This is a genomic window from Tenacibaculum sp. HL-MS23 (assembly GCF_032463465.1).
GTDB classification, from domain to species: Bacteria; Bacteroidota; Bacteroidia; order Flavobacteriales; family Flavobacteriaceae; genus Polaribacter; species Polaribacter bernardetii.
Genome location: NZ_CP135989.1, coordinates 2,148,405 through 2,172,054, shown reverse-complemented (window position 1 = coordinate 2,172,054; position 23,650 = coordinate 2,148,405). Strand labels below are relative to the sequence as shown.

The following is a 23,650-nucleotide window of genomic DNA, read 5'->3' as shown; positions in this document are numbered from 1 at the left end:
AATTACGTAAGGGTATTATCTTCTTCGTTAGGAAAAACCAAAGAAGGTTTAAAATTTTTAGCCTCTTCAAGTTCCATAAAAGCGTATACGATTAGTATTAACACATCGCCTTTTGCTACTTTTCTGGCAGCTGCACCGTTTAAGGTAATTTCTCCACTATTTCTTGGTCCTGGAATTGCATATGTTTCTAAACGTTCGCCATTATTGTTATTCACAATCTGAACACGTTCGCCTTCAATAATTCCCGCTGCATCCATTAAATCTTCATCAATGGTAATGCTTCCTATATAATTTAAATCGGCACCCGTAACTTTTACGCGGTGGATTTTAGATTTTACTACTTGTACTAACATAATGCAAAAATAGTTTTTTAATGATTAATGAGTTGTTTTTGAATGATTTTATTTTAAACGGATATTATCTATCAATCTAATTTCTCCTGCAAAAACAGCAATAAAAGCTCTATATTTATGTTCAGGCTCTTTTTTTACAATGGTCTCTAACGTTTTTTCATTAGCTATTGTAAAATACTCTAATTCTAATAAAGAATGTTTATGAAACTGTTTTTGTACCCATTCAGTAACTTCTACTGCACTATTTATGCCAAATTTCTTCTTTGCTTTTTTAAGTGTTTTATATATAAAAGGAGCTAATTTTCGATGTTCTTTTGTTAATCTTGTATTACGTGAGCTCATTGCTAAACCATCTTCTTCTCTATAAATATTACAGCCTTTTATCTTTACCGGAAGCGCATTTTTTTCAACCATCTTTTTGATGATTTGTAACTGCTGAAAATCTTTTTTCCCGAAATAAGCAACGTCAGGTTCCACAATTTCAAATAATGTTTTTACAATAGTTCCGACTCCGTTAAAATGACCATCACGAAATTTCCCTTCCATTTGATGCTCTAAACCATCGAAACTAAAAGACTCTGATTCAATATTTTCACTATACATTTCTTCTACAGACGGAAAAAACAAAACATCGCAATCAACACTTTCCAAAAGCATAAAATCGTTATCAAATGTTTTTGGGTACTTAACTAAATCCTCCTTATTATCGAATTGAGTAGGGTTCACAAAAATACTCACAACCGTTATGTCGTTCTTTTGTTTTGCCTTTTCAACAAGTGATAAATGCCCTTCGTGCAAAGCACCCATAGTAGGAACGAATCCGATAGATTTATTCTTGATTTTTACTTTTGATAAAAATTCTTTTAATTCTGATTTAGTTTTATAAACTTTCATTCTATTATAGTTGAAATGCGTGCAAAATTAGCAATTTAACATCATTTTAGCATAAATTTTCGTATTTTTGCATCTTCAATAAAATAGACGAATTTAATGAAGGATAAGAGAATATTATATGTTTCATCAGAGGTAATACCTTATTTACCTGAAACAGAATTATCATCTACTGCATTTAATGTTGCTAAAAACGCACATTCTAAAGGAGTTCAAACCCGTATTTTTATGCCTCGTTATGGGGTAATAAATGAGCGAAGACATCAATTACATGAAGTAATTCGTTTATCTGGTATGAATTTAATAATTAATGATATGGATATGCCATTGATTATTAAAGTTGCTTCTATTCCGAAAGAAAGAATGCAAGTGTATTTCATTGATAACGACGAATACTTTAAGCGTAAAGCTGTATATTCTGATGAAGATGACAAAATGTTTAGTGATAACGACGAACGTATGATTTTCTTTGCTAAAGGAGTCGTAGAAACCGTTAAAAAACTAAATTGGGCGCCAGATATTATTCATGTTCATGGGTGGATGGCCTCTTTACTTCCATTATATTTAAAGGAATTTTACAAAGAAGAACCACTTTTTACAGAAAGTAAAATTGTAACTTCTATTTACAACAATAATTTTGAAGGTGAATTAGAAGGCGATCTAGCCAAAAAGGTTCGTTTTGATAAAGTTAATGAATCTAAAATAACAACTTTAGCTACTCCAAACGAAATTAGCATCTTAAAAAGTGCTATTGAAAACTCTGACGCTATTATAAAAGGTAGTGAAGTGTTGCCAGATGAAATTAATGCTTTTATCGATGAAAAAGATACAAAAGTTTTAGAATATCAATCTGAAGAAGTTTTATCAGAAGCTTACTTACAATTTTATAAAGAAAACGTTTTAGAAATAAGCGAATAACAATACAAATGATTAGAAAAATTGGTGTTTTAGGTATTAGCTTGCTATGTTTAGCAACTTTAGTATCGTGTGAAAAAGATTTTAGTGACGTAGGAAGTAGTGTTGTTAACAATACTAAATTTGAAACAGGAGAAATATTATTAGATGTAGAAATTGAAACAATTGATATTTCTGAATCGAATCCTTTACCTATATACAAATCAGTTAGAGCCGATAATATAAGTATCGGTGCTTTAGGCGACTATTGGCTTGGTGTATATAATAATGACAATTACAAGACAATAGAAGCTTCTTTTGTTAGTCAGTTATCACTAGCAACTAGTCCAAGAATAAAAGATTTACAGCCTGCTACTGCAAACGGAGAAATAGATTCTGTTTTTGTACTAGATAAAGTTGTTCTTAAACTACCTTACAAAGCTACAAATACAGGTACAGGTACTACTGAAAGACCAATTTTTAGGCTAGATTCTGTTTTAGGTAATAAAGACATTGCAACCTCTTTAAAGGTATATAGAAATGGTACTTTTCTAAATAGATTAGACCCAGATAATCCTACGAAATCTAATAGCTTTCAGTCTAATCATGACTACGACCAACTCGAGTTATTAAATGAGGATATTGGATTTACTTTTAAACCGAATCCTTCTGATACTGCACTAGTATTAACAAGAGGCATTAGCAGCGGTAATACATATGAAAATACTATAAGACTAGCGAACAAAGCTCCTTTCCTAACCATTCCCTTAGATATGGAAAAAATGAAAAGTCTTTTCTGGGATAAACTTGATGGTGATGAGTTTAAAACTACTGATGCTTTTAATTCTTACTTTAAAGGATTAATTGTTAAAGCTGAAGGAAACAACGGAGCGATGGTGCCTCTAAATATAAATGGAAGCATTACTTCTGCTACGCTAGATTTTCACTACACAATCACTAGGTCTGAAAAACAAGAAGGTATTACTGATTTAGTATTTAAGGACAATTTACCGAAAACTATTTCATATTCTTTATCTGGTGTAAGAAACAGTATTTATAAATCGAGTCCTGCTACAATTACTCCTTCTGCAAATAACTTTACTGTGCAGGGAACAACAGGAACAATGGCTAGAATTAAAATTCTTGATGATGTAAAACTTCAGGAATTAAGAGCTAATAACTGGCTAATTAATGATGCATTATTATCTTTTTATATAAATAAAACAATTAACACTGATAAGAACATTATTCCACAACGCTTATTCATCTATCAGGAAAAAGATAACGGAAGTGGTAGTATATCTCCTACACAACTTTCTGACGCATATAAAGAAGCTCCTACTTTTGACGGTAATTTAAGTTTAACTGATGATGGAACTCCTGAAAAATATTCTTTTAGATTAACAGATTACTTATCTGATTTATTAGACGGCACAACAAACGACAACTCTCCATTAGTCTTAAAAACATATAATAACCCTACAGATAACCCTGTAATAAATGGTGTTTTAGATACAAATGTTAGCACCTACAACTGGAATCCTAGAGGAGTTACCTTATTAGACGGAAGCGAAACTGCTAACGGTACAAAAAGAGCTGTTTTAAAAATATCATACACAAAAGAAAAGTAAAAACATTATGTGCGGAATCACAGGATACATAGGACATAGAGATGCTTACCCAATTGTTATAAACGGGTTAAAACGCCTTGAGTACAGAGGCTATGATAGTGCAGGAATAATGATGTACGATGGTGAAAAAATTCACTTATCAAAAACTAAAGGAAAAGTTTCTGATCTAGAAATCATCACCAATAATGATGAAAAAAGAAAAAAAGGAACTATAGGAATCGGGCACACTCGTTGGGCAACTCATGGAGTTCCTAATGATACGAATTCTCATCCTCATTTTTCAAAATCAGAAGACTTAGTTATTGTTCATAATGGAATTATAGAAAATTATGACACTATAAAAAAAGAATTAATTTCAAGAGGTTACACCTTTAAAAGTGATACTGATACTGAGGTTTTAATAAACCTTATTGAAGAAGTTAAAAAAAATGAAGGTTGTAAATTAGGAAAAGCAGTACAATTAGCACTTACAAATGTTATTGGAGCGTATGCTATTGCTGTTTTTGATAAAAACAAACCTAACGAGCTAATTGTAGCCAGGCTAGGAAGTCCTATTGCAATTGGCGTAGGAAAGAACAACGAAGAGTTTTTTGTTGCTTCTGATGCTTCTCCTTTTATTGAATATACTAAAGATGCCATTTATTTAGAAGATGGTGAATTAGCTATCATCAAAAAAAATAAAGGTATAAAAATTCGTAAAATCGAAACAGATAAAGAAATCGATGCAAATATCCAAAAACTTCAATTAAGCTTAGAGCAAATTGAAAAAGGAGGTTATGATCACTTTATGCTAAAAGAAATTTACGAACAACCTAAAGCAATCATTGATACCTACAGAGGAAGAATGTTACCTAATGAAGGGATAATTCGTATGGCTGGTATTGATGATAACATTTCTAAGTTTACCAATGCAAGCCGAATTATAATTGTTGCTTGTGGTACTTCTTGGCATGCCGGATTAGTAGGAGAGTATCTTTTTGAAGATATGGCTCGTATTCCTGTTGAAGTGGAGTATGCATCTGAATTTAGATATCGCAATCCGATTATTAACGAAAATGATGTGGTTATTGCTATTTCTCAATCAGGAGAAACAGCTGATACTTTAGCGGCAATTAAATTAGCAAAATCTAAAGGTGCATTTGTTTTCGGAATCTGTAATGTTGTTGGTTCTTCTATCGCTAGAGAAACACATGCTGGTGCTTATACGCATGCTGGTCCTGAAATTGGAGTTGCATCAACAAAAGCATTTACAACACAAATAACAGTACTTTCTTTAATTGCTTTAAAATTAGCTAAGGCAAAAGGTACTTTATCAACTTCTGCTGTAAATAGTTACTTACAAGCCTTACAACAAATTCCAGCGCAAGTAGAAAAACTACTAAAAACCGATGTACAAATTAAAGAAATAGCAAAGGTTTATAAAGATGCTAAAAACTGTTTATATTTAGGTAGAGGATTTAACTTTCCTGTGGCTTTAGAAGGCGCATTAAAACTAAAAGAAATTTCATACATACATGCAGAAGGTTATCCTGCTGCAGAAATGAAACATGGTCCTATTGCTTTAATTGATGAAAATATGCCAATTTTTGTAATAGCAACAAGTAGAGGACATTATGAAAAAGTGGTTAGTAATATTCAGGAAATAAAGTCTAGAAGTGGTAAAATAATAGCCATCGTAACTGAAGGTGACATGACTGTAAAAGAAATTGCAGATCATGTTATAGAAATTCCTGATACTGAAGAAGCTTTTACTCCTTTATTAACTACAATTCCTTTTCAATTACTATCATATCATATAGCTGTGATGTTAGAAAAAAATGTAGATCAGCCTAGAAATTTAGCTAAATCTGTAACTGTTGAATAAATAGTTATCATTATATACATAAAAAAATCCCGAGATAGTATCTCGGGATTTTTTTATACTTCTTTTTCGAAAGTAAGGTACACAGGAAAATGATCTGAATAACCTCCTTGATACCATGGTCCAACATATGTTCTAAACTGGCTATTTTTAAACTTCCCTTTATAAAACCGCAACCATTCTTTATTTAAAATATCGGCCTTTACAAAAGTAAATCTGCTTTTACTCGAATCAAAAAAATCTCTTGAAAATATAATTTGATCGAACAAATGCCATTCTTTATAAAAAGTAGAAGTTCCTTTTCCTTTTTTAAATAGAGGTTTCATAGGATTGTATAAATCATCAGTAACCAAAAAATTATTAACACTTTCACTTATTGGATTATCATTAAAGTCGCCCATAATAATAAACTTAGCGTTTTTTTCTTTTAATTTAATATTCTTTATTACTTCCTGGGCTTGTTTAGCTGCTTTAATACGTTTTAAACTTGTTTCTTCATCTCCATCTCTTCTCGATGGCCAATGATTGACCAAAACATGTACTAATTCGCCATTTAACTTTCCTTTTACAACTAATAAATCCCGCGTATAATCAACCTCACCTTCAGAATCTTTTAGATAGAGAGAATGTGTATTTGTAGAAATAACTTTAAAAAAATCTTTATTATAAATAAAAGCTACATCGATACCTCTTTCATCAGGCGAATCGTAATGAACATAACTATAATTATATTTTGATAAATTTTTATGCCGAATTAAATCCTTAACCACTTTTGCATTTTCAACCTCTGCTAAACCAACTATAATAGGCGGATAAGCCGATTGATTACTCCCTATTTGACTTACAACTGAGGTTAGTTTTTTAATTTTATGAAGATACTTTTGATGATTCCAATTTCGTTTACTCTTAGGCGTAAAATCGTCATCCGCTGTTAAAGGATTATTAACGGTATCAAATAAATTTTCTACATTATAAAAAGCAATGGTAAATGTATTTTTTCTTTTAGATCTACTCATTATAAAAATTTTCATCGAAAGTACTAAATAAAAAAGCACGCTATAAATAGCGTGCTTTAAAATATAATAAAAAGTAATAATTATACTACTCCTTGATCTAACATTGCATCGGCAACTTTCACGAAACCTGCAATATTTGCTCCTTTTACGTAATCAACAAAACCGTTTTCATCAGTACCATATTCAACACAAGAAGCGTGAATATCATTCATTATTTGATTTAATTTAGCATCAACTTCTTCTCTTGTCCAGTTATAACGTAATGAGTTCTGACTCATTTCTAAACCAGAAGTTGCAACTCCACCTGCATTTGATGCTTTTCCTGGAGCGAATAAAATTTTCGCTTCTTGAAATGCTTCAACAGCTTCTGGTGTAGAAGGCATGTTTGCTCCTTCTGCAACACAAATACATCCATTTGCTAATAATGTTTTAGCTTCCTCACCATTTAACTCATTTTGAGTTGCACATGGTAAAGCTACATCACATTTAATTGCCCAAGGTCTTTCACCTGCAAAGAATTTAGCATTTGGATATTTATCAACATATTCGCTAATTCTACCTCTGCGAACATTTTTAATTTCCATCACATAAGCTAATTTATCAGCATCTATTCCATCAGCATCATAAATATAACCTGAAGAATCTGACATAGTAACCACTTTAGCTCCTAATTCAGTAGCCTTTTCAGTTGCATATTGAGCTACATTTCCAGAACCTGAAACAACAACTGTTTTACCGTTAAAAGAATCGTTTTTAGTTTTCAACATATTTTGTGCAAAATACACATCACCATAACCTGTAGCTTCTGGTCTTATTAAAGATCCACCCCAAGAACGGCCTTTACCTGTTAAAACACCAACGAATTCGTTACGTAATTTTTTATATTGACCGAACATAAATCCGATTTCTCTACCTCCAACTCCAATATCTCCTGCAGGAACATCAGTATTAGCTCCAATATGACGGAATAACTCAGACATAAAAGCTTGACAAAATGCCATTACTTCACGATCAGATTTTCCTTTTGGATTAAAGTCAGAACCTCCTTTTCCTCCACCCATTGGCAAAGTAGTTAATGAATTTTTGAATACTTGCTCGAATCCTAAGAATTTTAAAATTGATAAGTTTACAGATGGGTGAAAACGTAAACCTCCTTTATAAGGTCCAATTGCCGAGTTAAACTCAACTCTGTAACCTCTGTTAACTTGTGTTTCTCCTTTATCATCAACCCAAGCAACTCTAAACAATAAAGTTCTCTCTGGCTCTACCATTCTTTCTAACAATTTCTTATCCTGGTACTTAGGATTGTTTTCTATAAATGGAATTACAGTTTCTGCAACTTCATGTACAGCTTGTAAAAATTCTGGCTCATTAGAATTACGTTCTTTAACGTATTCTATAAATGCATTTATTTTAGATTCCATAATTTTAATTATGTTGTATTATGATTTAAACAATTTTGTTAGGCAAATATAATTAATTTACAATTTGTTAAATTTAAAAAAAACAATTATTTACCTATTTTCTTAAAAATACCAATAGTTTTTATTCTATTGAGCTCAATAGTCGAGAACTCTTCTAAAAACCAACACTTTTTTTCATTAAAAAAGCATAAATTTGCAACCTAAATATTCCGAAAAAATTAAGATGTTAGATAAGGTAAAAGAATTGATTGGTGATGTAAAGGCTTTTCAAGCAACTTCTAAAGATGAAGTTGAAGCTTTCAGAATAAAATATTTGGGTAGCAAAGGTTTGTTAAAAGATTTATTTGCTGAATTCAAAAATGTAGATGCTGCCATGCGTAAAGACTTTGGTCAGGCATTAAACAATTTAAAAAAATCTGCTGAAGAAAAAGTAACCGAATTAAACGATACTTTAGAAAGTGCTGTTGAAGAAAATGGTATTTATGGCGATTTAACGCGTCCGTCTGAAGCAATAAACTTAGGTTCTCGTCACCCAATATCTTTAGTTAAAAACAAGATTATTGAAGTTTTTAATCGAATTGGATTTACAGTTTCTGAAGGTCCAGAAATTGAAGATGATTGGCATAATTTTACCGCATTAAATTTACCAGAATATCACCCTGCACGTGATATGCAGGATACTTTTTTTATTGATAAAAATCCAGATACTTTATTAAGAACGCATACCTCATCGGTACAAGTTCGTTATATGGAAAACAATACGCCGCCTATTAGAACAATTTCTCCAGGTCGTGTTTTTCGTAATGAAGATATTTCATCAAGATCGCACTGTATTTTTCATCAAGTAGAAGGTTTATATATTGATACTGATGTTTCATTTGCCGATTTAAAGCAAACCTTATTATATTTTACCAAAGAGATGTTCGGTAAGTCTAAAATTCGTTTAAGACCTTCTTACTTTCCATTTACAGAGCCAAGTGCTGAAGTAGATATTTACTGGGGACTAGAAACTGAAACAGATTACAGAATTACAAAAGGAACAGGTTGGTTAGAAATTATGGGGTGCGGTATGGTAGATCCTAATGTATTAAAGAATGCGAATATAGATCCTACAGTATATTCTGGATATGCTTTTGGAATGGGGATTGAACGTATAGCAATGCTATTATATCAAATACCAGATATTCGTATGTTTTATGAAAATGATAAACGTTTCTTAGAACAATTTAAATCTGTAATTTAATTACTACAAAAAATAAAGCAAAAGTTGAAAAGCATAGATTCAGTTCTACTTTTCAACTTTTTGCATTTAACAACTATATAAAATGAAGAAAGACATTAAAATCCCTAAAGTAGAAAATGTTGAAATAGCCATTACTTTAGAAAAAAATGAGCAAGACAGCGCTAATGAATGGTGCGTATATATCATCAATAAAAAAGAAGTTCCTTTAGAAATGATTGTTATTGTTTCGCAAGGCTTTTCAGAAACAAAAAAAACATCATTGTTCCGTAGAAAAATAGATGTATTACCTGCTAATTCGTTTTCTAAATTCGAAATAATGCAACCTGAATTATTTGCATTAGACAACCAATTTCAGGTTACATTTTTTGAAAATAATGTACTACACGATAAAACATTTATTTTTCAAGCAGGCACAATTCAAGAAGGATTTTTTAGAGATATTGATCTCTTAAATAAAAAAGGAGTTAGTATTAAATAAAAAGAACTTCTTTCAATAATAAAATTTATAAGAGAGGTTACATTTTCAATCTCTCTTTATTATTTACCTATAAAACAACGTATTTATGCTTACAGATATTCAAGATATAGTCGCCAATTTTTCATCATGGATTTGGGGAATGCCACTATTAATATTATTAATAGGTGGTGGACTGTACTTGTTTGTATACTCTGGCCTAGTTCCTTTTAAATACATGGGCCATGCTATTGCAATTTTAAGAGGTAAATATGATAAAAAAGATTCTCCTGGAGATTTATCGCACTACGAAGCACTATCATCTGCAATTGCTGCAACGGTAGGAATGGGAAACATCAGTGGTGTAGCAATTGCTATTGCCATGGGGGGGCCTGGCGCCATTTTTTGGATGTGGGTAAGTGCCTTTGTAGGTATGGCTACTAAGTTTTTCACCTGTACTTTAGCTATTATGTATAGAGGAGAAGATGAAGAAGGAAATGCAAAAGGAGGCCCAATGTATGTAATTACAGAAGGTTTAGGTAAAAAATGGAAACCTTTAGCTATGTTTTTCGCTACTGCTGGTTTGGTAGGAACTTTACCCGCTTTTCAAGCAAATCAATTAACACAAACAATGATTGATGTTTTTAATGTGAACGAAGCAAATGAGTTTTCGGCTAAATTACTAATAGGAATAACCATTGCTGCCATTGTTTCTACCGTAATTTTTGGCGGAATTCAACGGATAGGAAAAGTTGCAGGTAAATTAGTTCCTTTAATGGTGGTTATCTATTTATTAACCGTTATAACTATTTTATTTATAAAAATAGATGAGATTCCTTCAATAATTTCTTTAATTTTTACAGATGCCTTTTCTGGTAATGCTGTTTTAGGTGGTGCCTTAGGTGCTTTAATAATTACAGGTGTAAAACGTGCTGCTTTTTCTAACGAAGCAGGTTTAGGAACCGCACCAATGATGCATGGAACTGCAAAGACAGACGAACCAATTAGAGAAGGTTTAGTTGCTATGTTAGGCCCAGCAATAGACACCTTGTTAGTGTGTACATTAACGGCATTGGCAATTTTATCATCAGGTGTTTGGCAAAGTTTTGACGGAAACGGTATCTCAATGACTTTAGCTGCCTTCGATTCGGTATTACCTTTTCACTCAGGAAGCATTATTTTAACTATCTGTGTGTTAATTTTCGCCTTTTCTACCCTATTCACCTATTCATTTTACGGATTTAGTTGTTTAAGTTATTTAACAAGTGTTAAAACTGGTAAATACTACAATCATTTTTATGTTTTAGTAATTATAGTAGCCTCAATTATTAAACTAGATTTTGTAATTAATTTAATGGACAGTGCTTATGCTTTAATGGCAATTCCAACCGTACTTTCTACGCTTATTTTAGCTCCAAAAGTTAAAAAAGCGGCTAGTGTATATTTTCAGAAATTAAAATCAGGCGCTTTTAACTAAGTATTCTTTTATCGACTTTATAACAAAACAGCTATTGTAATTATCACATCTAAAATAAGGTTAATAATAAATTATCAAGAAAAGGAATCTTGTTAACTCAATTATTTACTAAAAAACTATCTATAAAAAGCTAAAATTAAAAAGAGTTATTACAACCCAAGTACAGACTCCTAAATCGGTCTAGGAGATATATTGATAGTAGGTTAAGAAGAAGTTTGAGTTAGTGATATTGCTAATATTTGAGGTAAGCAAACCCCAAGTTGTTAAACCCTCAACTAATTCCTATTCTAAAGAAATATTATAAGGAAAGATGTCCCTAATAACGTAGAAGAAGCGTTCTTTAAGTGTTTTATAATTACTTAAAGGTAAATGAAAAAACTGGATTGATTATTCAGGTTGAGCTTTAAATATCATGTTTTAATCGTTTTTAAAAAAATAAAATATAACATGTACTACCAGGCAAATCCTAACAAAATGCACTCTTTTTTAAAACACAATAAATAAAAGAGCTATTGGTTTTTAAGAAGACTGAATTGATTAAAATACAATTGCCTCTATCATAAAAAATACGAACACCTAATAACTACAAGTATTCTTAAAATAAATTAAAAATTAAAACCTATAAAATATTAAAGGGAGTAATATAAAATCACTCCCTTTAACACTATATTATGTAACATTATTTTAAAATGCTAAAATTTAAAGAATATGTTTTCTAGTTTAACATAGAAGCTCTTGAACCTCCTACTGCAAAAATAGCTCTCATTCTAGATTTTTGACCTTCAGAGAACATACTCATACAAGTATCATCAGTATAATCCATATAGTTCATTGTCATGTCGTTAGATTTACAATTAACTGTTGGATAAGAAGGACAACCATAGTTAGGTGCATCAGAAGATGGAGTATCAGCTACAAAATCATCTTGACGACACCTACCATCACCCCAAATATGACGTAAGTTTAAGTAATGACCAACTTCGTGAGTCATAGTACGACCACCATTAAACGGAGCAGATACATAACCTGTAGTTCCGAAATATTGAGGAGAACAAACAACACCATCAGTAGCAGAACTACCTCTTGGGAATTGAGCATATCCTAAAATACCACCACCAATATTAGCAACCCAAATATTTAAGTGAGTAGCTGGTGTTACTGGAGGATAAGCAGATTTCACTGCATTATTAGTTCCCCAAGACGAAGTAGAGTTAGAATGTCTGAAAGTACCTGCTAAAGAAAAAGAAATTTCTGAATCAGCAGCCAATCCTGAAAACTCAGATGATGTGTTACCTGCGTCAGAATTTTGCTTTCTAAAGTCAGCATTTAAAACTGTAATTTGCGAAGCTATCTGTGCATTACTTATGTTTTGTTGAGAATTACTGTAAACAACGTGTACATATACAGCTATATTAACAACTCCTAAATTATCTGGTTCTGGAGTCGTACCTCCACCACCATTACCACCGCCACCTTTTACTGGCTTTCCTTTAGCAGCAATAAGTTTACGTGTAGCATACTCGATATCGTACATTTTTTTGTACAACCCTGGGTTTTCTTTTAATTGACGATTTAAAACTTTCATAGAATGACATTTGTCATTAGCCCCACCTCTTGCTTGATTATCATCTGTTGTTAAATAAAAGTCGCCCATATCAACAACTGTTTCTTGCTCAGGTAAAACAGCATCGTTAGCATTGTCTTGACATCCTACTAAAATGGAAGCAGCTACCGCTAATGTTAAAAAAATTCTTTTTATGTTGTAAAAAATTTAAATTAGTTTAATTAATAATCATTCCCTTTGGACAATACTTTGCTAAAAACCTAATTAAATAAATAATCACAAACAAAAAAGTTAATTTATTAATAATTAATTAATAATTTGAAGGGTTTATTAACGATGAGTAATCTACACTTTTTCATTAAAAAGTTAATAAAACAACAATTTCCTTTAAAAATCACTTGTAGCGCTTGCTATCAAACAAAATGAATTGTTTAATTTTTATATCAAAAAAAGAATAAACGTCAATTTTAAACACAAATAGATAAAAACAATTCATTTTTAACATTAAAAAATTACATTTATATCAAAATCAAACTACAGAAATAAATTCTACATAAACAACTATCTTTATCTTCTAAAAAAACATTTATGGAAAACTCATTTAACAATAAAGTTCTTGTGGCTCAAGTATCAGAAACAGATAGAGTTGCTTTTTACAAAAAAACCTATGCGCACGTTGGTTTAGGTGTGCTTTTATTTATCGTATTTGAATATTTATTATTGCAAAATGCCACAATAGTGGAGTTTGCTTTATCGATGACCCAAGGTTATAAATGGCTATTATTATTAGGAGGCTTTATGTTAATTACCAATTATGCAGAAAGCACGGCTTTAAAAACATCGGACAAGAACTTACAATATTTAGCATATTCGGGATACGTGTTTGCAGAAGCATTTATTTTTATCCCGCTTATATATATGGCCATTTCTTATACCAATAATTTTGAAATTATTAAACAAGCCGGAATCGTAACCTTAGGCTTGTTTGTAGGAATATCATCAATTGTATTTATCACCAAAAAAGATTTTTCTTTTATAAAAGCAGGCTTAAGTATTGGTTTTTTTATTGCAATCGCACTTATTATTGCGGGTACTTTATTCGGTTTTAACTTAGGTTTGTGGTTTTCTGTAGGAATGTGTGTTTTAGCCGCAGGTGCTATCTTATACCAAACTTCTAACTTGGTTAACAAATTTTCTACCGACGATTATATACCGGCTGCATTAGGCTTATTTGCTTCTTTAATGTTGTTGTTTTGGTATGTTTTACAGATTTTTATGTCGAGAGATTAAGAACCTGTAAAATTAATTTGAAGCTATTTCCCGCTTTCTGCACTCGCTTTTTTTAAGAAAAATAAAAAAGAGCTCAAACAAATGCTTCAATCGGGGCTAGGCATTTTTACACGATTGTATATTTAAATAAGACTAAATTATCGTCATGGTAAATTTGGTTCAGCATCGCATAAAAAGTAGAACTGTGGCAAATCAGGATGTGAACCTGAAATAAGTTCAGATTGACGGATTCTATTTATTATATTTTATGTTATATTTTTTTTAGCGAAAATTTAAACAGACTCTAAATTAAAAAGACCTCACAGATTTTTAAATTCTGTGAGGTTTTTTTGTTTGATACAAAATGTTATTCGCTAAAAGAATGTTTTAACTCAACATCATTTGTGCTCTTTTTAAAGCAGCTACCAAAACATCTATTTCTTCTTTGGTATTGTAAAAAGCAAATGACGCTCTTACCGTACCCGGAATACAATAAAAATTCATAATAGGCTGTGCACAATGATGCCCTGTACGAACAGCAACACCCAATTTATCTAAAATACTACCAATATCATAAGGGTGAATTCCTTCGATATTAAATGATATTACAGATGCTTTATTAGTGGTTCCGTATATTTTTAAATTTTCTATTTTCTCTAATTCTTCCGTCCCGTATGCTAACAGTTCACTTTCTTGTTTTGCAATGTTTTCAAAGCCAATTTCATTCATATAATCTATGGCTGCTCCAAAAGCAATTCCTCCACAAATATTAGGTGTTCCTGCTTCAAATTTATGAGGCAAACCTGCGTAGGTAGTTTTTTCGAAAGTTACGGTTTCAATCATCTCACCCCCTCCTTGGTATGGCGGCAGTAAGTTTAACAACTCTTCTTTACCGTATAATAAACCAACACCTGTTGGGCCACACATTTTATGAGCAGAAGCTACATAAAAATCAGCATCTAACTCCTGAACATCTGGTTTTATATGCGGTACCGCTTGTGCACCATCAATTAAAACATAAGCTCCGAATTTATGAGCTGCATGAATAATTTCCTTTATCGGATTTATGGTTCCTAATGCATTTGATACATGATTACAAAAAACCAATTTCGTTTTTGCATTTAATAACTCGTGATACACATCCATTCGTAATGAACCGTCTTCATCCATCGGAATCACTTTTAAAATCGCTCCTGTTTTTTCACAAAGCATTTGCCAAGGAACAATATTCGAGTGGTGTTCTAAAGCAGAAACGATAACTTCATCTCCCTCTTTTAACAAAGCTGCAAATCCTGAAGCTACAATATTAATACTATGCGTTGTACCTGCTGTTAAAATAATCTCGTACGACTGTTTTGCGTTAAAGTGCTTCTGAACTTTAAGACGTGCTTCTTCATACTTATCAGTTGCTTCCTGACTTAAAGTATGTACGCCTCTATGAATATTCGCATTGTAATTAGAGTAATAATCAACAATAGCATCAATAACCACTTGTGGCGTTTGTGAAGTTGCGCCATTATCAAAATACACTAATTTTTTTCCGTGTACCTCTCTATTAAGAATAGGAAAATCAGCTCTAATTTCGTCTACATTAAACATATAAAAATCATTATTTTAAACAAAGGTACTGCTTGCTTTTTCAAATACAAACATCAAACAATTAAATTCTTACATTTGCTAAAATTGTTTTATATGAAGAATTTAAAAAGAATACTCTTACTAGTTGTTGTAATATTAGTTGTGGCTGTTTATTTTAATTATCCGAAGTTAAATATTTTGGCGGGTTACTCTGCAAAAAACACTGCTTCCTCAGTTTTTTTAGCGGATAGAAGTTTAGCATTTACTGATGAAAACGACAATAATTTTTCTCCTATTAACTTAACTTCTGATGCTATAAATAAAGAAGAAAAATCGGCTACTGGTAGTGCTTTTGGTCTTTTAAAAAGAAAGGCTGTTTACAGAGAAGGTTTAGGTGCTGTTTTAATAAATGATAATTACGATGCTTCTAAAAAAACACTAGTTCCTAAACGTAGTAAACCTAATAATTCTACGCCGTTTCCGTATGGAAATGCTGATCAAAAAGATACGCTATTTTCAAATATTGATTATAAAAAGCTTAACGAAACTATTGATACTATTTTTAACGATGTAAATCAAACTCGTTCGGTTTTAGTTATCTATAAAGATCAAATTATTGCTGAAAAATATAGCGACGGATTTGATAAAAACTCTAAACAATTAGGTTGGTCGATGACCAAAAGTATTGCGAGTACTATTGTTGGAATTTTGCAATGCGAACGAAAATTATATGTGAATTCTGATAATTTATTTGAGGAGTGGAAAGGTGATGAACGAAAAAACATTACGCTTCATAATTTACTACAAATGAATTCTGGTTTAGAATGGTTGGAAGATTATAACACAATCTCTGATGTTAGTAAAATGCTTTTTCTTGAGGAAGATATGACTAAAAGTCAAGTAAAGAAACCTCTTGCAGGAAAACCTAACGAAACATGGAACTATTCTTCGGGAACCACCAATTTAATTTCAGGGTTAATTCGTAACCAATTTAACACGCATCAAGAATATTTAGATTTTTGGTACAGCGCGTTAATCGATAAAATTGGTATGAATTCTATGGTGATAGAAACCGATATGAGTGGTAATTATGTAGGCTCTTCTTATGGTTGGGCTACGGCAAGAGATTGGTCTAAACTTGGACTTTTATACTTGCATAATGGAGAATGGAATGGCGAGCATCTTTTTGATAAAGATTGGGTAGATTATGCGACTACTCCAACTCCTGGTTCTGACGGATGGTATGGTGCACAAATTTGGTTAAATGCAGGTAACAGGTATCCTGATGTACCAAAAAACATGTATTCATTTAATGGTTATAAAGGACAAAATGTATTTATCTTGCCAAACGAAAATTTGGTAGTCGTTCGTACCGGTCTTACCAAAAATGCCGATATGAATATTTTACTAAAAGGAATTATTTCTTCAATTAAAAAATAAACAATGAATCCATATTATTACGTACTTTCTGTAAACGGAATCCTCTTAGTATTCAGTATTCTTTTTTATATGTTTCCACCTAAAAAGATAAATGCTATTTATGGTTACCGAACCAATAGAGCCATGAAAAATGAGGTTGTTTGGCAGTTTGCTAATTCATACTTTAATAAACAATTCTTAATTTATTCTGCACTTTCACTTATTGCTTCATTAATATTGGCATATATAGCTAAAGAATTAACGTGGCAACCAATGGCTATTATGTTATTATCTTTAGCGGTATCTGTAATTAAAACAGAACAAGAAGTTAATAAGAATTTCGATGAAGAAGGAGAAAAAATAAAATAAAAAACACAGATCAATTAAACAAAAAACGTCCTTATAACTATATGTAAGAAGGACGTTTTTATATTTTGATAACTAAACTAATTACTTTACATATTCTTGCTTTAATAAGGTAATATCGTCAATGATTTTTTGCATATTCTCTTTTTTGGTTCCATCATACGAACCTCTAATTTGTCCTTTTTTATCAATTAAAACAAAGTTTTCGGTGTGCACCCAATCGTTTTCTCCGCCATCACCTTCATCTAAAACAGCAAAATAATGTTTACGAGCTAAATTATAAATGTGTTTTTTATCGCCTGTAGTAACATTCCATTTTCCGTCAATTACACCTTTCGCATCCGCATATTTTCTTAATTGAGGCACACTATCCATAACCGGAGTTACCGAATGTGATAAAAACATAATATCATCATCATTTTTATAATGTGTTTGTAATTCGCTCATATTATAAGCCATTACAATACAAATTGTTTGACAACGCGTAAAAAAGAAATCAGCTATATAAATTTTATCTTTATAATCGGCATTAGTAATTGTTTCTCCGTTTTGATTGATCAATTTAAAATCACCTATTTTATGATTTTTTGACTTTTTTCTAACAGAAACATCTACCAATCTTGGATTAATATCTGCTGGATTATAAACAGGTAACTTTTCTTCTACTTTTACCAAATGATAAAAAACAGGAATACCCACCGCACAAAAAGCAATTAAAAAAATGATGGTACTTTTTGATTTTTTAAAGAATATTAAATCCATTTTAGTGTATTTTTTGCAAAAATACGACTAAAAACAAGGCTTATATATCTTATATCATAAAAGATTTGTTAAAACCAAACCTCATCTATACTACAAACTTTTACAGCTCTTATGAAAAACGTACATTTGTCCGATTTTAAATTTAGATATACACCTTTATGGAAATTTTAATAAAAGCATCACAATTTATTTTAAGCTTATCGCTTTTAATCGTTTTACACGAATTAGGGCATTTTATTCCTGCTAAAATATTTAAAACTAAAGTAGAAAAGTTCTATTTATTTTTCGATTATAAGTTTTCATTATTCAAAAAGAAAATAGGTGATACTGTTTATGGTATTGGTTGGATTCCGTTAGGAGGATATGTAAAAATATCTGGAATGATTGATGAAAGTATGGATACTGAGCAAATGGCATTACCACCACAACCTTGGGAATTTCGTTCTAAACCAGCTTGGCAACGTTTAATAATTATGTTAGGTGGTGTGATTGTAAACTTTATTTTAGGTATCGTTATATACATTTGCTTAATGTATGCTTATGGTGAAAAATTTTTACCAAACGAAAGTTTAAAAGATGGTATTTGGGTACAAGATCAGTTAGGTAAAGATTTAGGTTTACAAACAGGTGATAAAATACTTTCTGTTGATGGTGAACAAATTCAGAAATTTAGAGAACTTCCTTTAGAGTTTATTAATGGAAATAATTATACTGTTGAAAGAAATGGTGTAAAAGTAGAAAAAGTAATTCCTGTTGATTTTATTTCTAAATTAATAGATCGCGGTAAAAATGCTGGTAGCTTTATCGCGCCAAGATATCCTTTCATAATTGCTGGTTTACAAAAAGACTCATTAAATGCTGATGCAAATATTCTTAAAAAAGATATTATCACTGCAATTAACGGACAAACAATAAAATATTACGATCAAGCAAAACCTATTTTAAAAAGCTTAAAAGGGCAAGACATTACTGTTACTTTAAAAAGAAATAAAGAGGTTTTAAACGTGCCTGTTAAAGTTTCTGAACACGGAAACTTAGGGGTTGTTTGGGGAGCTGCATCGTTACCTGATTTAGAAAAATTAGGATATTACGAATTAGCTGAGAAATCATATTCTTTTGGTGAAGCGATTCCTGCCGGAACAACAAAAGCATGGACTACCTTAACAAACTATATTAAGCAAATGAAAAAGGTTTTTAACCCGAGTACAGGTGCTTATAAAGGTTTAGGTGGATTTATTTCTATCGGTAGCGTATTTCCTGCTGAATTTAGCTGGCAATCTTTTTGGAACATCACCGCTTTCTTATCTATCATGTTAGGTTTTATGAATTTATTACCGATACCTGCTTTAGATGGTGGACACGTAGTATTTACCTTATGGGAAATGATTACCGGTAAAAAACCTGGCGACAAGTTTTTAGAGTATGCACAGTTAACAGGTTTTGTTTTACTTATTATTCTATTACTATTTGCTAACGGAAATGATATTTTTAGGTTATTCAAATAAGGAAACCTAAATTTTATAAAACAGAAAAGCATCGTAATTTTTACGATGCTTTTCTGTTTATATATCAGTAGTAAAATTACTTAGTATAAAACTATTTTCTTTTTTATAAAAAGACTAATATGATTATTAAAAATTAAATACTCTTATTTTATTGCTTAAAAAAACAAGTCTTCAAGGTAAAAAAAACATATATAAAATTCTTTTTATTACGTTTTAAGCAACAAAAAAGCATCCTACCAAGTAGAATGCTTTTTTGTTTATCTAAGTAGTTAATCTACTATTTATTCATGTTTTCAGTGGCGCGTCTTTCTAGCTCGGCCTGAAACTCTTCCATTACTGGTTTCACAGTACTTTCTGGTATTTCTGCTACCTTAATATACATTAACCCATCTATTGCGTTATTAAACTTAGGATCTACGTTAAAAGCAACCAAACGTGCATTTTGCTTCACATATTTCTTAATTAAAACAGGCATACGTAATGTTCCTGGTTCAATTTCATCAATAATCTTATCAAACTTCTGCATATCAGCTTCTGTAGAATCAAATACAAAATCTTTATCAGCATCCTTTAACTTTACTTTATATTCCTTTTTAGGATGAATGTACTGTGCAACATACGGGTCGTAGTAATGAGATTTCATAAACTCAATCATTAACGATTTAGAAAAGTCAGAAAACTGATTACTAATACTTACTCCGCCCATTAAATATTTATACTCTGGGTATCTTAATGTTGTATGCACAATTCCTTTCCATAATAAAAACAAAGGCATTGGTTTTTGTTGATAGCTTTTAGCTATAAAAGCCCTACCTAATTCAATTGTATTTTGCATCATCGGATACAACTCTGGCTCTATTCTAAATAAAGTATGAATATAAAAACCGTTAATTCCATGTTTTTTATAAATATCTTTACCTAGACCCATTCTATAAGAACCTACCAATTCATTTTGCACATTATCCCACAAGAAAAGGTGGTGATAATACCTGTCGAATTTATCTAAATCAATTGCTTTATTGGTTCCTTCACCTACTTCTCTGAAAGTAATTTCTCGTAATCGACCAATTTCATGTAAAAGATTCGGTATTTCTTTTGCGCTCGCAAAAAACACTTCGTAATTCTTACTTTGTAACAGTCTACTTCCTTTTTCTCTTAGGTCGTTTACTTCTTTAATAAATAAATCAGGAACTCTTTGAGAGGTTATTTTACTTATTTTTTTAGGTATTTTTAAATTCTTGCTTGATAAAATTTTCTGTGAAGCTTTCTCAAACGGATTTGCCAACATATATGTTTTTCTTCTTATAAACTCATAAAAAGAAGGTATATCTTTATATTGTTCTTGGTCTTTTACCGAAATAGGTTTTCCTATCCTTACTTTTATTACTCTCTTTTTACTTGAAATTACTTCTGATGGAAGTTTAGCCGTTCTTAACGTACCGCTAATTTTAGATAACACGTAAAATAACGGACTGTTCTTAGCATGAAAATAAATAGGTATTACAGGCACTTTTGCTTTTTTAATTAAGCGCACAGCTCCTTCTTCCCAAGGTTTATCTACCATTAATTTTCCATCTCGGTAGGTAGAAACTTCTCCTGCTGGAAAAATACCTAATGGTTTTCCTTCACGTAAATGCAATAATGCTCCTTTAATACCTGCCACACTAGATTTTGCATCTTTTCGGCTCTCGAAAGGATTTACAGGCATTATATAAGGCTTTAAAGGCTCTGCTCTATGTAATAAAAAGTTGGCAATGATTTTATAGTCTGCTCTTTTTTCAACTAGTAATTTCAACAATAAAATACCATCAATCCCTCCTAAGGGATGGTTAGATATTGTTATAAAAGGACCTGTTTTTGGAATTCTTTTAAAATCTTCTTCGGGTACTTCGAACTCAATTTTACAATCATCTAAAAGACCGTTTAAAAAATCTAAATCCGATTTATCCTTATTATTATCATACAATCTGTTAACCGCAGAAATACGTAAAATTTTCATCAACGTCCAACCCAAAAAAGTTCCGGCAGCACCGAACTTATCAACTCCAATAACTTTAGCAATTTCTTTTGATGTAACTAATCCCATTAATTCAAATTTGGCATAAATGCAAATATAACTGAATTTTGCGATATTTTCATTTTTTATTGTATTACCAACTGCGCTGTCTCAGTATTAATCTGACTAATAATCGATTTTCCTTTTTTTCTTATTTCTTTTATTGCTTCTTCATTAAAATGACGAATAGTATAAAGAGTTACCTCTTTATAAGATTTTATATTAAATTTTGTCTTTAAATCGCTATAAAAAGCATCAAAGTTGTTGTACTTATCATCAACACAAACCGAAAAACTGATTGCTGAGTTTTGAATTAGATTTACTTTCAACTTATAATTATCTAGTTTTTTAAAAATATCACTAATATTACTCTCTACCATAAAAGAGAAATCTTTTGCTGATATCGAAACCAAAATCTGATTTTTTTTCACAATAAAACAAGGAACTTCGGGTGTTATTTTATTTCCTCTACCAACACAAGTTCCTTTATTAGAAAGATCATCAAAAGAACGAACAAATAACGGAATGTCTTTTTGTTCTAATGGCTGAATTGTTTTTGGATGAATTACCGATGCTCCATAAAAAGCCATTTCTATAGCTTCGGTATACGAAATTTCATGTAATAATTCTGTTTTAGTAAATACACGAGGGTCTGCATTTAAAACTCCATCAACATCTTTCCAAATCGTAACACTTTCGGCATCTAAACAATAAGCAAAAATTCCTGCGGTATAATCAGAACCTTCTCTTCCTAAGGTTGTTGTTTCTACACCAACACTACCAATAAAACCCTGAGTTATATTTAATTGTGAAGTAGCTACATTTTCTTTAATTATCTTCTCTGTTAATTCCCAATTAACTTTTGCATCTCTATAATTAACATCTGTTTTTATATAATCTCTTACATCTAAAAACTTATTGTTTATTCCAATTTCTAATAAATATGCACTTACGATATTTGTAGATAATAACTCACCATACCCAATCATTTGATCGTATACATAATTGTATTCTTGTGATTTATTACGAGCCATAAAACCGCTTAAATCACCTAATAAAGAATCTACTTTAGTATAAATTTGATGATTTTTTGGAAATAAGTCTTCAATAATTTTTTTATGAAAATCTTCAACAAAATCTATAGTGCTTTTTAGATTTTCTTTTTTATAAAAATACGCATCTATAATTTTCTCAAAAGCGTTTGTCATTTTCCCCATAGCAGAAATAACAATCAATACACCATTTATACCTTCTTGTTGTAAAACACGACTTACATTTTTTACTCCATCAGCGTCTTTTACCGATGCACCACCAAACTTAAATATTCTCATTGCAAAATTGTGTTAAGCTTTGTTCATTCATATGGCAAACTCTCCACTGGTCATATACTGTTGCGCCTGTGTTTTTATAAAACTCTATCGCATTTACATTCCAGTCTAACACCTCCCAAGCAACTCTTTTAAAGCTGTTTTCTTGTGCATATTTCATAATTGAAGTATATAATTTTTTTCCTGCTCCTATTCCTCTTTTAGCTTCAGTAACCATTAAATCTTCTAAATGAAGTGTTTTTCCTTTCCATGTAGAATAACGCTCATAAAAAAGTGCCATTCCTACAATTGTACCATCTAACTCTTCTGCTACGAACGTTTTAAATTTAGGTTTATTTGAAAATCCATCACGAATTATATCATCAACAGTAATTTCTACCGCATTAGGTTCTTTTTCAAAAACAGCTAATTCAACAATTAAATTAAGTATTGATGCCGCATCTTTTTTTCTCCTGATCTAACTTTAAAACTCATTATAAAAATTTTTGTGTAAAGATAATTTTTATAATATTCCTTTAAAACAAATAGGAAATTAAAACACATCGTATGTTTTTGTTAA

At 31.1% G+C, this 23,650-nt stretch carries 20 protein-coding genes; 10 read left to right on the top strand and 10 right to left on the bottom strand.

Going from position 1 to position 23,650, the window contains the following annotated elements; genetic code table 11:
• Positions 1–2: 2 nt before the first annotated feature.
• Both panD and panC read right to left on the bottom strand, forming a co-directional pair.
• On the bottom strand, positions 3–353 hold the full coding sequence (gene panD / locus RRF68_RS10120; protein WP_218772008.1) for an aspartate 1-decarboxylase: 351 nt from the start codon (positions 351–353) through the stop codon (positions 3–5).
• Between the two features lie 48 nt (positions 354–401).
• Complete coding sequence (gene panC, locus RRF68_RS10115) at positions 402–1,247, bottom strand: pantoate--beta-alanine ligase (protein ID WP_218772007.1); 846 nt, start codon at positions 1,245–1,247, stop codon at positions 402–404.
• Between the two features lie 96 nt (positions 1,248–1,343).
• Between panC and RRF68_RS10110 the strand changes: the two genes are divergently transcribed.
• The 3 genes from RRF68_RS10110 to glmS are packed head-to-tail and all read left to right on the top strand — an operon-like array spanning position 1,344 to position 5,633.
• Complete coding sequence (locus RRF68_RS10110; protein ID WP_218772006.1) at positions 1,344–2,162, top strand: glycogen/starch synthase; 819 nt, start codon at positions 1,344–1,346, stop codon at positions 2,160–2,162.
• Positions 2,163–2,170: 8 nt separating this feature from the next.
• Complete coding sequence (locus RRF68_RS10105) at positions 2,171–3,769, top strand: DUF4270 family protein (RefSeq protein ID WP_315944265.1); 1,599 nt, start codon at positions 2,171–2,173, stop codon at positions 3,767–3,769.
• 7 nt (positions 3,770–3,776) lie between these two features.
• Positions 3,777–5,633, top strand: coding sequence for a glutamine--fructose-6-phosphate transaminase (isomerizing) (gene glmS, locus RRF68_RS10100; protein WP_315944264.1), 1,857 nt, complete (start codon positions 3,777–3,779; stop codon positions 5,631–5,633).
• 53 nt (positions 5,634–5,686) lie between these two features.
• On the opposite strand, the gene RRF68_RS10095 is transcribed toward glmS, so the two are convergent.
• Both RRF68_RS10095 and gdhA read right to left on the bottom strand, forming a co-directional pair.
• Entirely contained in the window at positions 5,687–6,646 is a 960-nt protein-coding gene (locus RRF68_RS10095) for an endonuclease/exonuclease/phosphatase family protein (RefSeq protein WP_315944263.1), read from the bottom strand.
• Positions 6,647–6,726: 80 nt separating this feature from the next.
• The gene (gene gdhA, locus RRF68_RS10090; protein WP_315944262.1) at positions 6,727–8,070 is read right to left on the bottom strand and encodes an NADP-specific glutamate dehydrogenase; all 1,344 of its coding nucleotides are present in this window, start codon (positions 8,068–8,070) and stop codon (positions 6,727–6,729) included.
• 223 nt (positions 8,071–8,293) lie between these two features.
• Here gdhA and pheS point away from each other — a divergent pair, with 223 nt between their 5' ends.
• The 3 genes from pheS (at position 8,294) to RRF68_RS10075 (ending at position 11,244) form a co-directional block, all read left to right on the top strand.
• Entirely contained in the window at positions 8,294–9,313 is a 1,020-nt protein-coding gene (pheS, locus tag RRF68_RS10085) for a phenylalanine--tRNA ligase subunit alpha (RefSeq protein WP_315944261.1), read from the top strand.
• 82 nt (positions 9,314–9,395) lie between these two features.
• Positions 9,396–9,791, top strand: a complete 396-nt coding sequence (locus RRF68_RS10080) for a hypothetical protein (RefSeq protein WP_315944260.1) — start codon at positions 9,396–9,398, stop codon at positions 9,789–9,791.
• 85 nt (positions 9,792–9,876) lie between these two features.
• Entirely contained in the window at positions 9,877–11,244 is a 1,368-nt protein-coding gene (locus tag RRF68_RS10075) for an alanine/glycine:cation symporter family protein (RefSeq protein ID WP_315944259.1), read from the top strand.
• A gap of 715 nt (positions 11,245–11,959) precedes the next feature.
• Here RRF68_RS10075 and RRF68_RS10070 read toward each other — a convergent pair.
• Positions 11,960–12,898: a zinc metalloprotease gene (locus RRF68_RS10070; protein ID WP_315944258.1), complete on the bottom strand. Its 939-nt coding sequence runs from the start codon at positions 12,896–12,898 to the stop codon at positions 11,960–11,962.
• A gap of 498 nt (positions 12,899–13,396) precedes the next feature.
• On the opposite strand from RRF68_RS10070, the gene RRF68_RS10065 reads away from it, so the two are divergent.
• On the top strand, positions 13,397–14,098 hold the full coding sequence (locus RRF68_RS10065) for a Bax inhibitor-1 family protein (protein ID WP_315944257.1): 702 nt from the start codon (positions 13,397–13,399) through the stop codon (positions 14,096–14,098).
• Positions 14,099–14,464: 366 nt separating this feature from the next.
• Here RRF68_RS10065 and RRF68_RS10060 read toward each other — a convergent pair whose 3' ends face one another.
• Entirely contained in the window at positions 14,465–15,676 is a 1,212-nt protein-coding gene (locus RRF68_RS10060; protein WP_315944256.1) for a cysteine desulfurase, read from the bottom strand.
• Between the two features lie 93 nt (positions 15,677–15,769).
• Between RRF68_RS10060 and RRF68_RS10055 the strand changes: the two genes are divergently transcribed.
• Entirely contained in the window at positions 15,770–17,095 is a 1,326-nt protein-coding gene (locus RRF68_RS10055) for a serine hydrolase (RefSeq protein ID WP_315944255.1), read from the top strand.
• A gap of 3 nt (positions 17,096–17,098) precedes the next feature.
• On the top strand, positions 17,099–17,443 hold the full coding sequence (locus tag RRF68_RS10050) for an SdpI family protein (protein WP_315944254.1): 345 nt from the start codon (positions 17,099–17,101) through the stop codon (positions 17,441–17,443).
• An 81-nt stretch (positions 17,444–17,524) separates the two neighbouring features.
• Here the strand turns inward: RRF68_RS10050 and RRF68_RS10045 are convergent, their stop codons facing one another.
• Positions 17,525–18,202 (bottom strand): SCO family protein, encoded by a 678-nt coding sequence (locus RRF68_RS10045; RefSeq protein WP_315944253.1) that lies wholly within the window; start codon positions 18,200–18,202, stop codon positions 17,525–17,527.
• A 158-nt stretch (positions 18,203–18,360) separates the two neighbouring features.
• On the opposite strand from RRF68_RS10045, the gene rseP reads away from it, so the two are divergent.
• Positions 18,361–19,707, top strand: coding sequence for an RIP metalloprotease RseP (gene rseP / locus RRF68_RS10040; RefSeq protein ID WP_218771992.1), 1,347 nt, complete (start codon positions 18,361–18,363; stop codon positions 19,705–19,707).
• 277 nt (positions 19,708–19,984) lie between these two features.
• Here the strand turns inward: rseP and RRF68_RS10035 are convergent, their stop codons facing one another.
• From RRF68_RS10035 to RRF68_RS10025, 3 genes are read right to left on the bottom strand one after another with little or no spacing between them, the layout of a single operon-like run.
• The gene (locus tag RRF68_RS10035) at positions 19,985–21,793 is read right to left on the bottom strand and encodes a GNAT family N-acyltransferase (RefSeq protein ID WP_218771991.1); all 1,809 of its coding nucleotides are present in this window, start codon (positions 21,791–21,793) and stop codon (positions 19,985–19,987) included.
• A gap of 56 nt (positions 21,794–21,849) precedes the next feature.
• Complete coding sequence (locus RRF68_RS10030) at positions 21,850–23,094, bottom strand: aspartate kinase (protein ID WP_315944252.1); 1,245 nt, start codon at positions 23,092–23,094, stop codon at positions 21,850–21,852.
• On the bottom strand, positions 23,081–23,509 hold the full coding sequence (locus RRF68_RS10025; RefSeq protein WP_315945373.1) for a GNAT family N-acetyltransferase: 429 nt from the start codon (positions 23,507–23,509) through the stop codon (positions 23,081–23,083). Before RRF68_RS10025 ends, RRF68_RS10030 begins: the two co-directional genes overlap by 14 nt.
• Positions 23,510–23,650: the final 141 nt, after the last annotated feature.

What these genes read in the sequence shown, in the direction of transcription:
- panC (WP_218772007.1), bottom strand. Translation starts at nt 1,247, where the DNA reads ATGAAAGTTTATAAAACTAAATCAGAATTAAAAGAATTTTTATCAAAA.
- RRF68_RS10080 (WP_315944260.1), top strand. Translation starts at nt 9,396, where the DNA reads ATGAAGAAAGACATTAAAATCCCTAAAGTAGAAAATGTTGAAATAGCC.
- RRF68_RS10060 (WP_315944256.1), bottom strand. Translation starts at nt 15,676, where the DNA reads ATGTTTAATGTAGACGAAATTAGAGCTGATTTTCCTATTCTTAATAGA.
- panD (WP_218772008.1), bottom strand. Translation starts at nt 353, where the DNA reads ATGTTAGTACAAGTAGTAAAATCTAAAATCCACCGCGTAAAAGTTACG.
- RRF68_RS10065 (WP_315944257.1), top strand. Translation starts at nt 13,397, where the DNA reads ATGGAAAACTCATTTAACAATAAAGTTCTTGTGGCTCAAGTATCAGAA.
- RRF68_RS10105 (WP_315944265.1), top strand. Translation starts at nt 2,171, where the DNA reads ATGATTAGAAAAATTGGTGTTTTAGGTATTAGCTTGCTATGTTTAGCA.
- rseP (WP_218771992.1), top strand. Translation starts at nt 18,361, where the DNA reads ATGGAAATTTTAATAAAAGCATCACAATTTATTTTAAGCTTATCGCTT.
- RRF68_RS10050 (WP_315944254.1), top strand. Translation starts at nt 17,099, where the DNA reads ATGAATCCATATTATTACGTACTTTCTGTAAACGGAATCCTCTTAGTA.
- RRF68_RS10075 (WP_315944259.1), top strand. Translation starts at nt 9,877, where the DNA reads ATGCTTACAGATATTCAAGATATAGTCGCCAATTTTTCATCATGGATT.
- RRF68_RS10045 (WP_315944253.1), bottom strand. Translation starts at nt 18,202, where the DNA reads ATGGATTTAATATTCTTTAAAAAATCAAAAAGTACCATCATTTTTTTA.
- RRF68_RS10035 (WP_218771991.1), bottom strand. Translation starts at nt 21,793, where the DNA reads ATGGGATTAGTTACATCAAAAGAAATTGCTAAAGTTATTGGAGTTGAT.
- gdhA (WP_315944262.1), bottom strand. Translation starts at nt 8,070, where the DNA reads ATGGAATCTAAAATAAATGCATTTATAGAATACGTTAAAGAACGTAAT.
- RRF68_RS10030 (WP_315944252.1), bottom strand. Translation starts at nt 23,094, where the DNA reads ATGAGAATATTTAAGTTTGGTGGTGCATCGGTAAAAGACGCTGATGGA.
- glmS (WP_315944264.1), top strand. Translation starts at nt 3,777, where the DNA reads ATGTGCGGAATCACAGGATACATAGGACATAGAGATGCTTACCCAATT.
- RRF68_RS10110 (WP_218772006.1), top strand. Translation starts at nt 1,344, where the DNA reads ATGAAGGATAAGAGAATATTATATGTTTCATCAGAGGTAATACCTTAT.
- RRF68_RS10070 (WP_315944258.1), bottom strand. Translation starts at nt 12,898, where the DNA reads ATGGGCGACTTTTATTTAACAACAGATGATAATCAAGCAAGAGGTGGG.
- RRF68_RS10095 (WP_315944263.1), bottom strand. Translation starts at nt 6,646, where the DNA reads ATGAGTAGATCTAAAAGAAAAAATACATTTACCATTGCTTTTTATAAT.
- RRF68_RS10055 (WP_315944255.1), top strand. Translation starts at nt 15,770, where the DNA reads ATGAAGAATTTAAAAAGAATACTCTTACTAGTTGTTGTAATATTAGTT.
- pheS (WP_315944261.1), top strand. Translation starts at nt 8,294, where the DNA reads ATGTTAGATAAGGTAAAAGAATTGATTGGTGATGTAAAGGCTTTTCAA.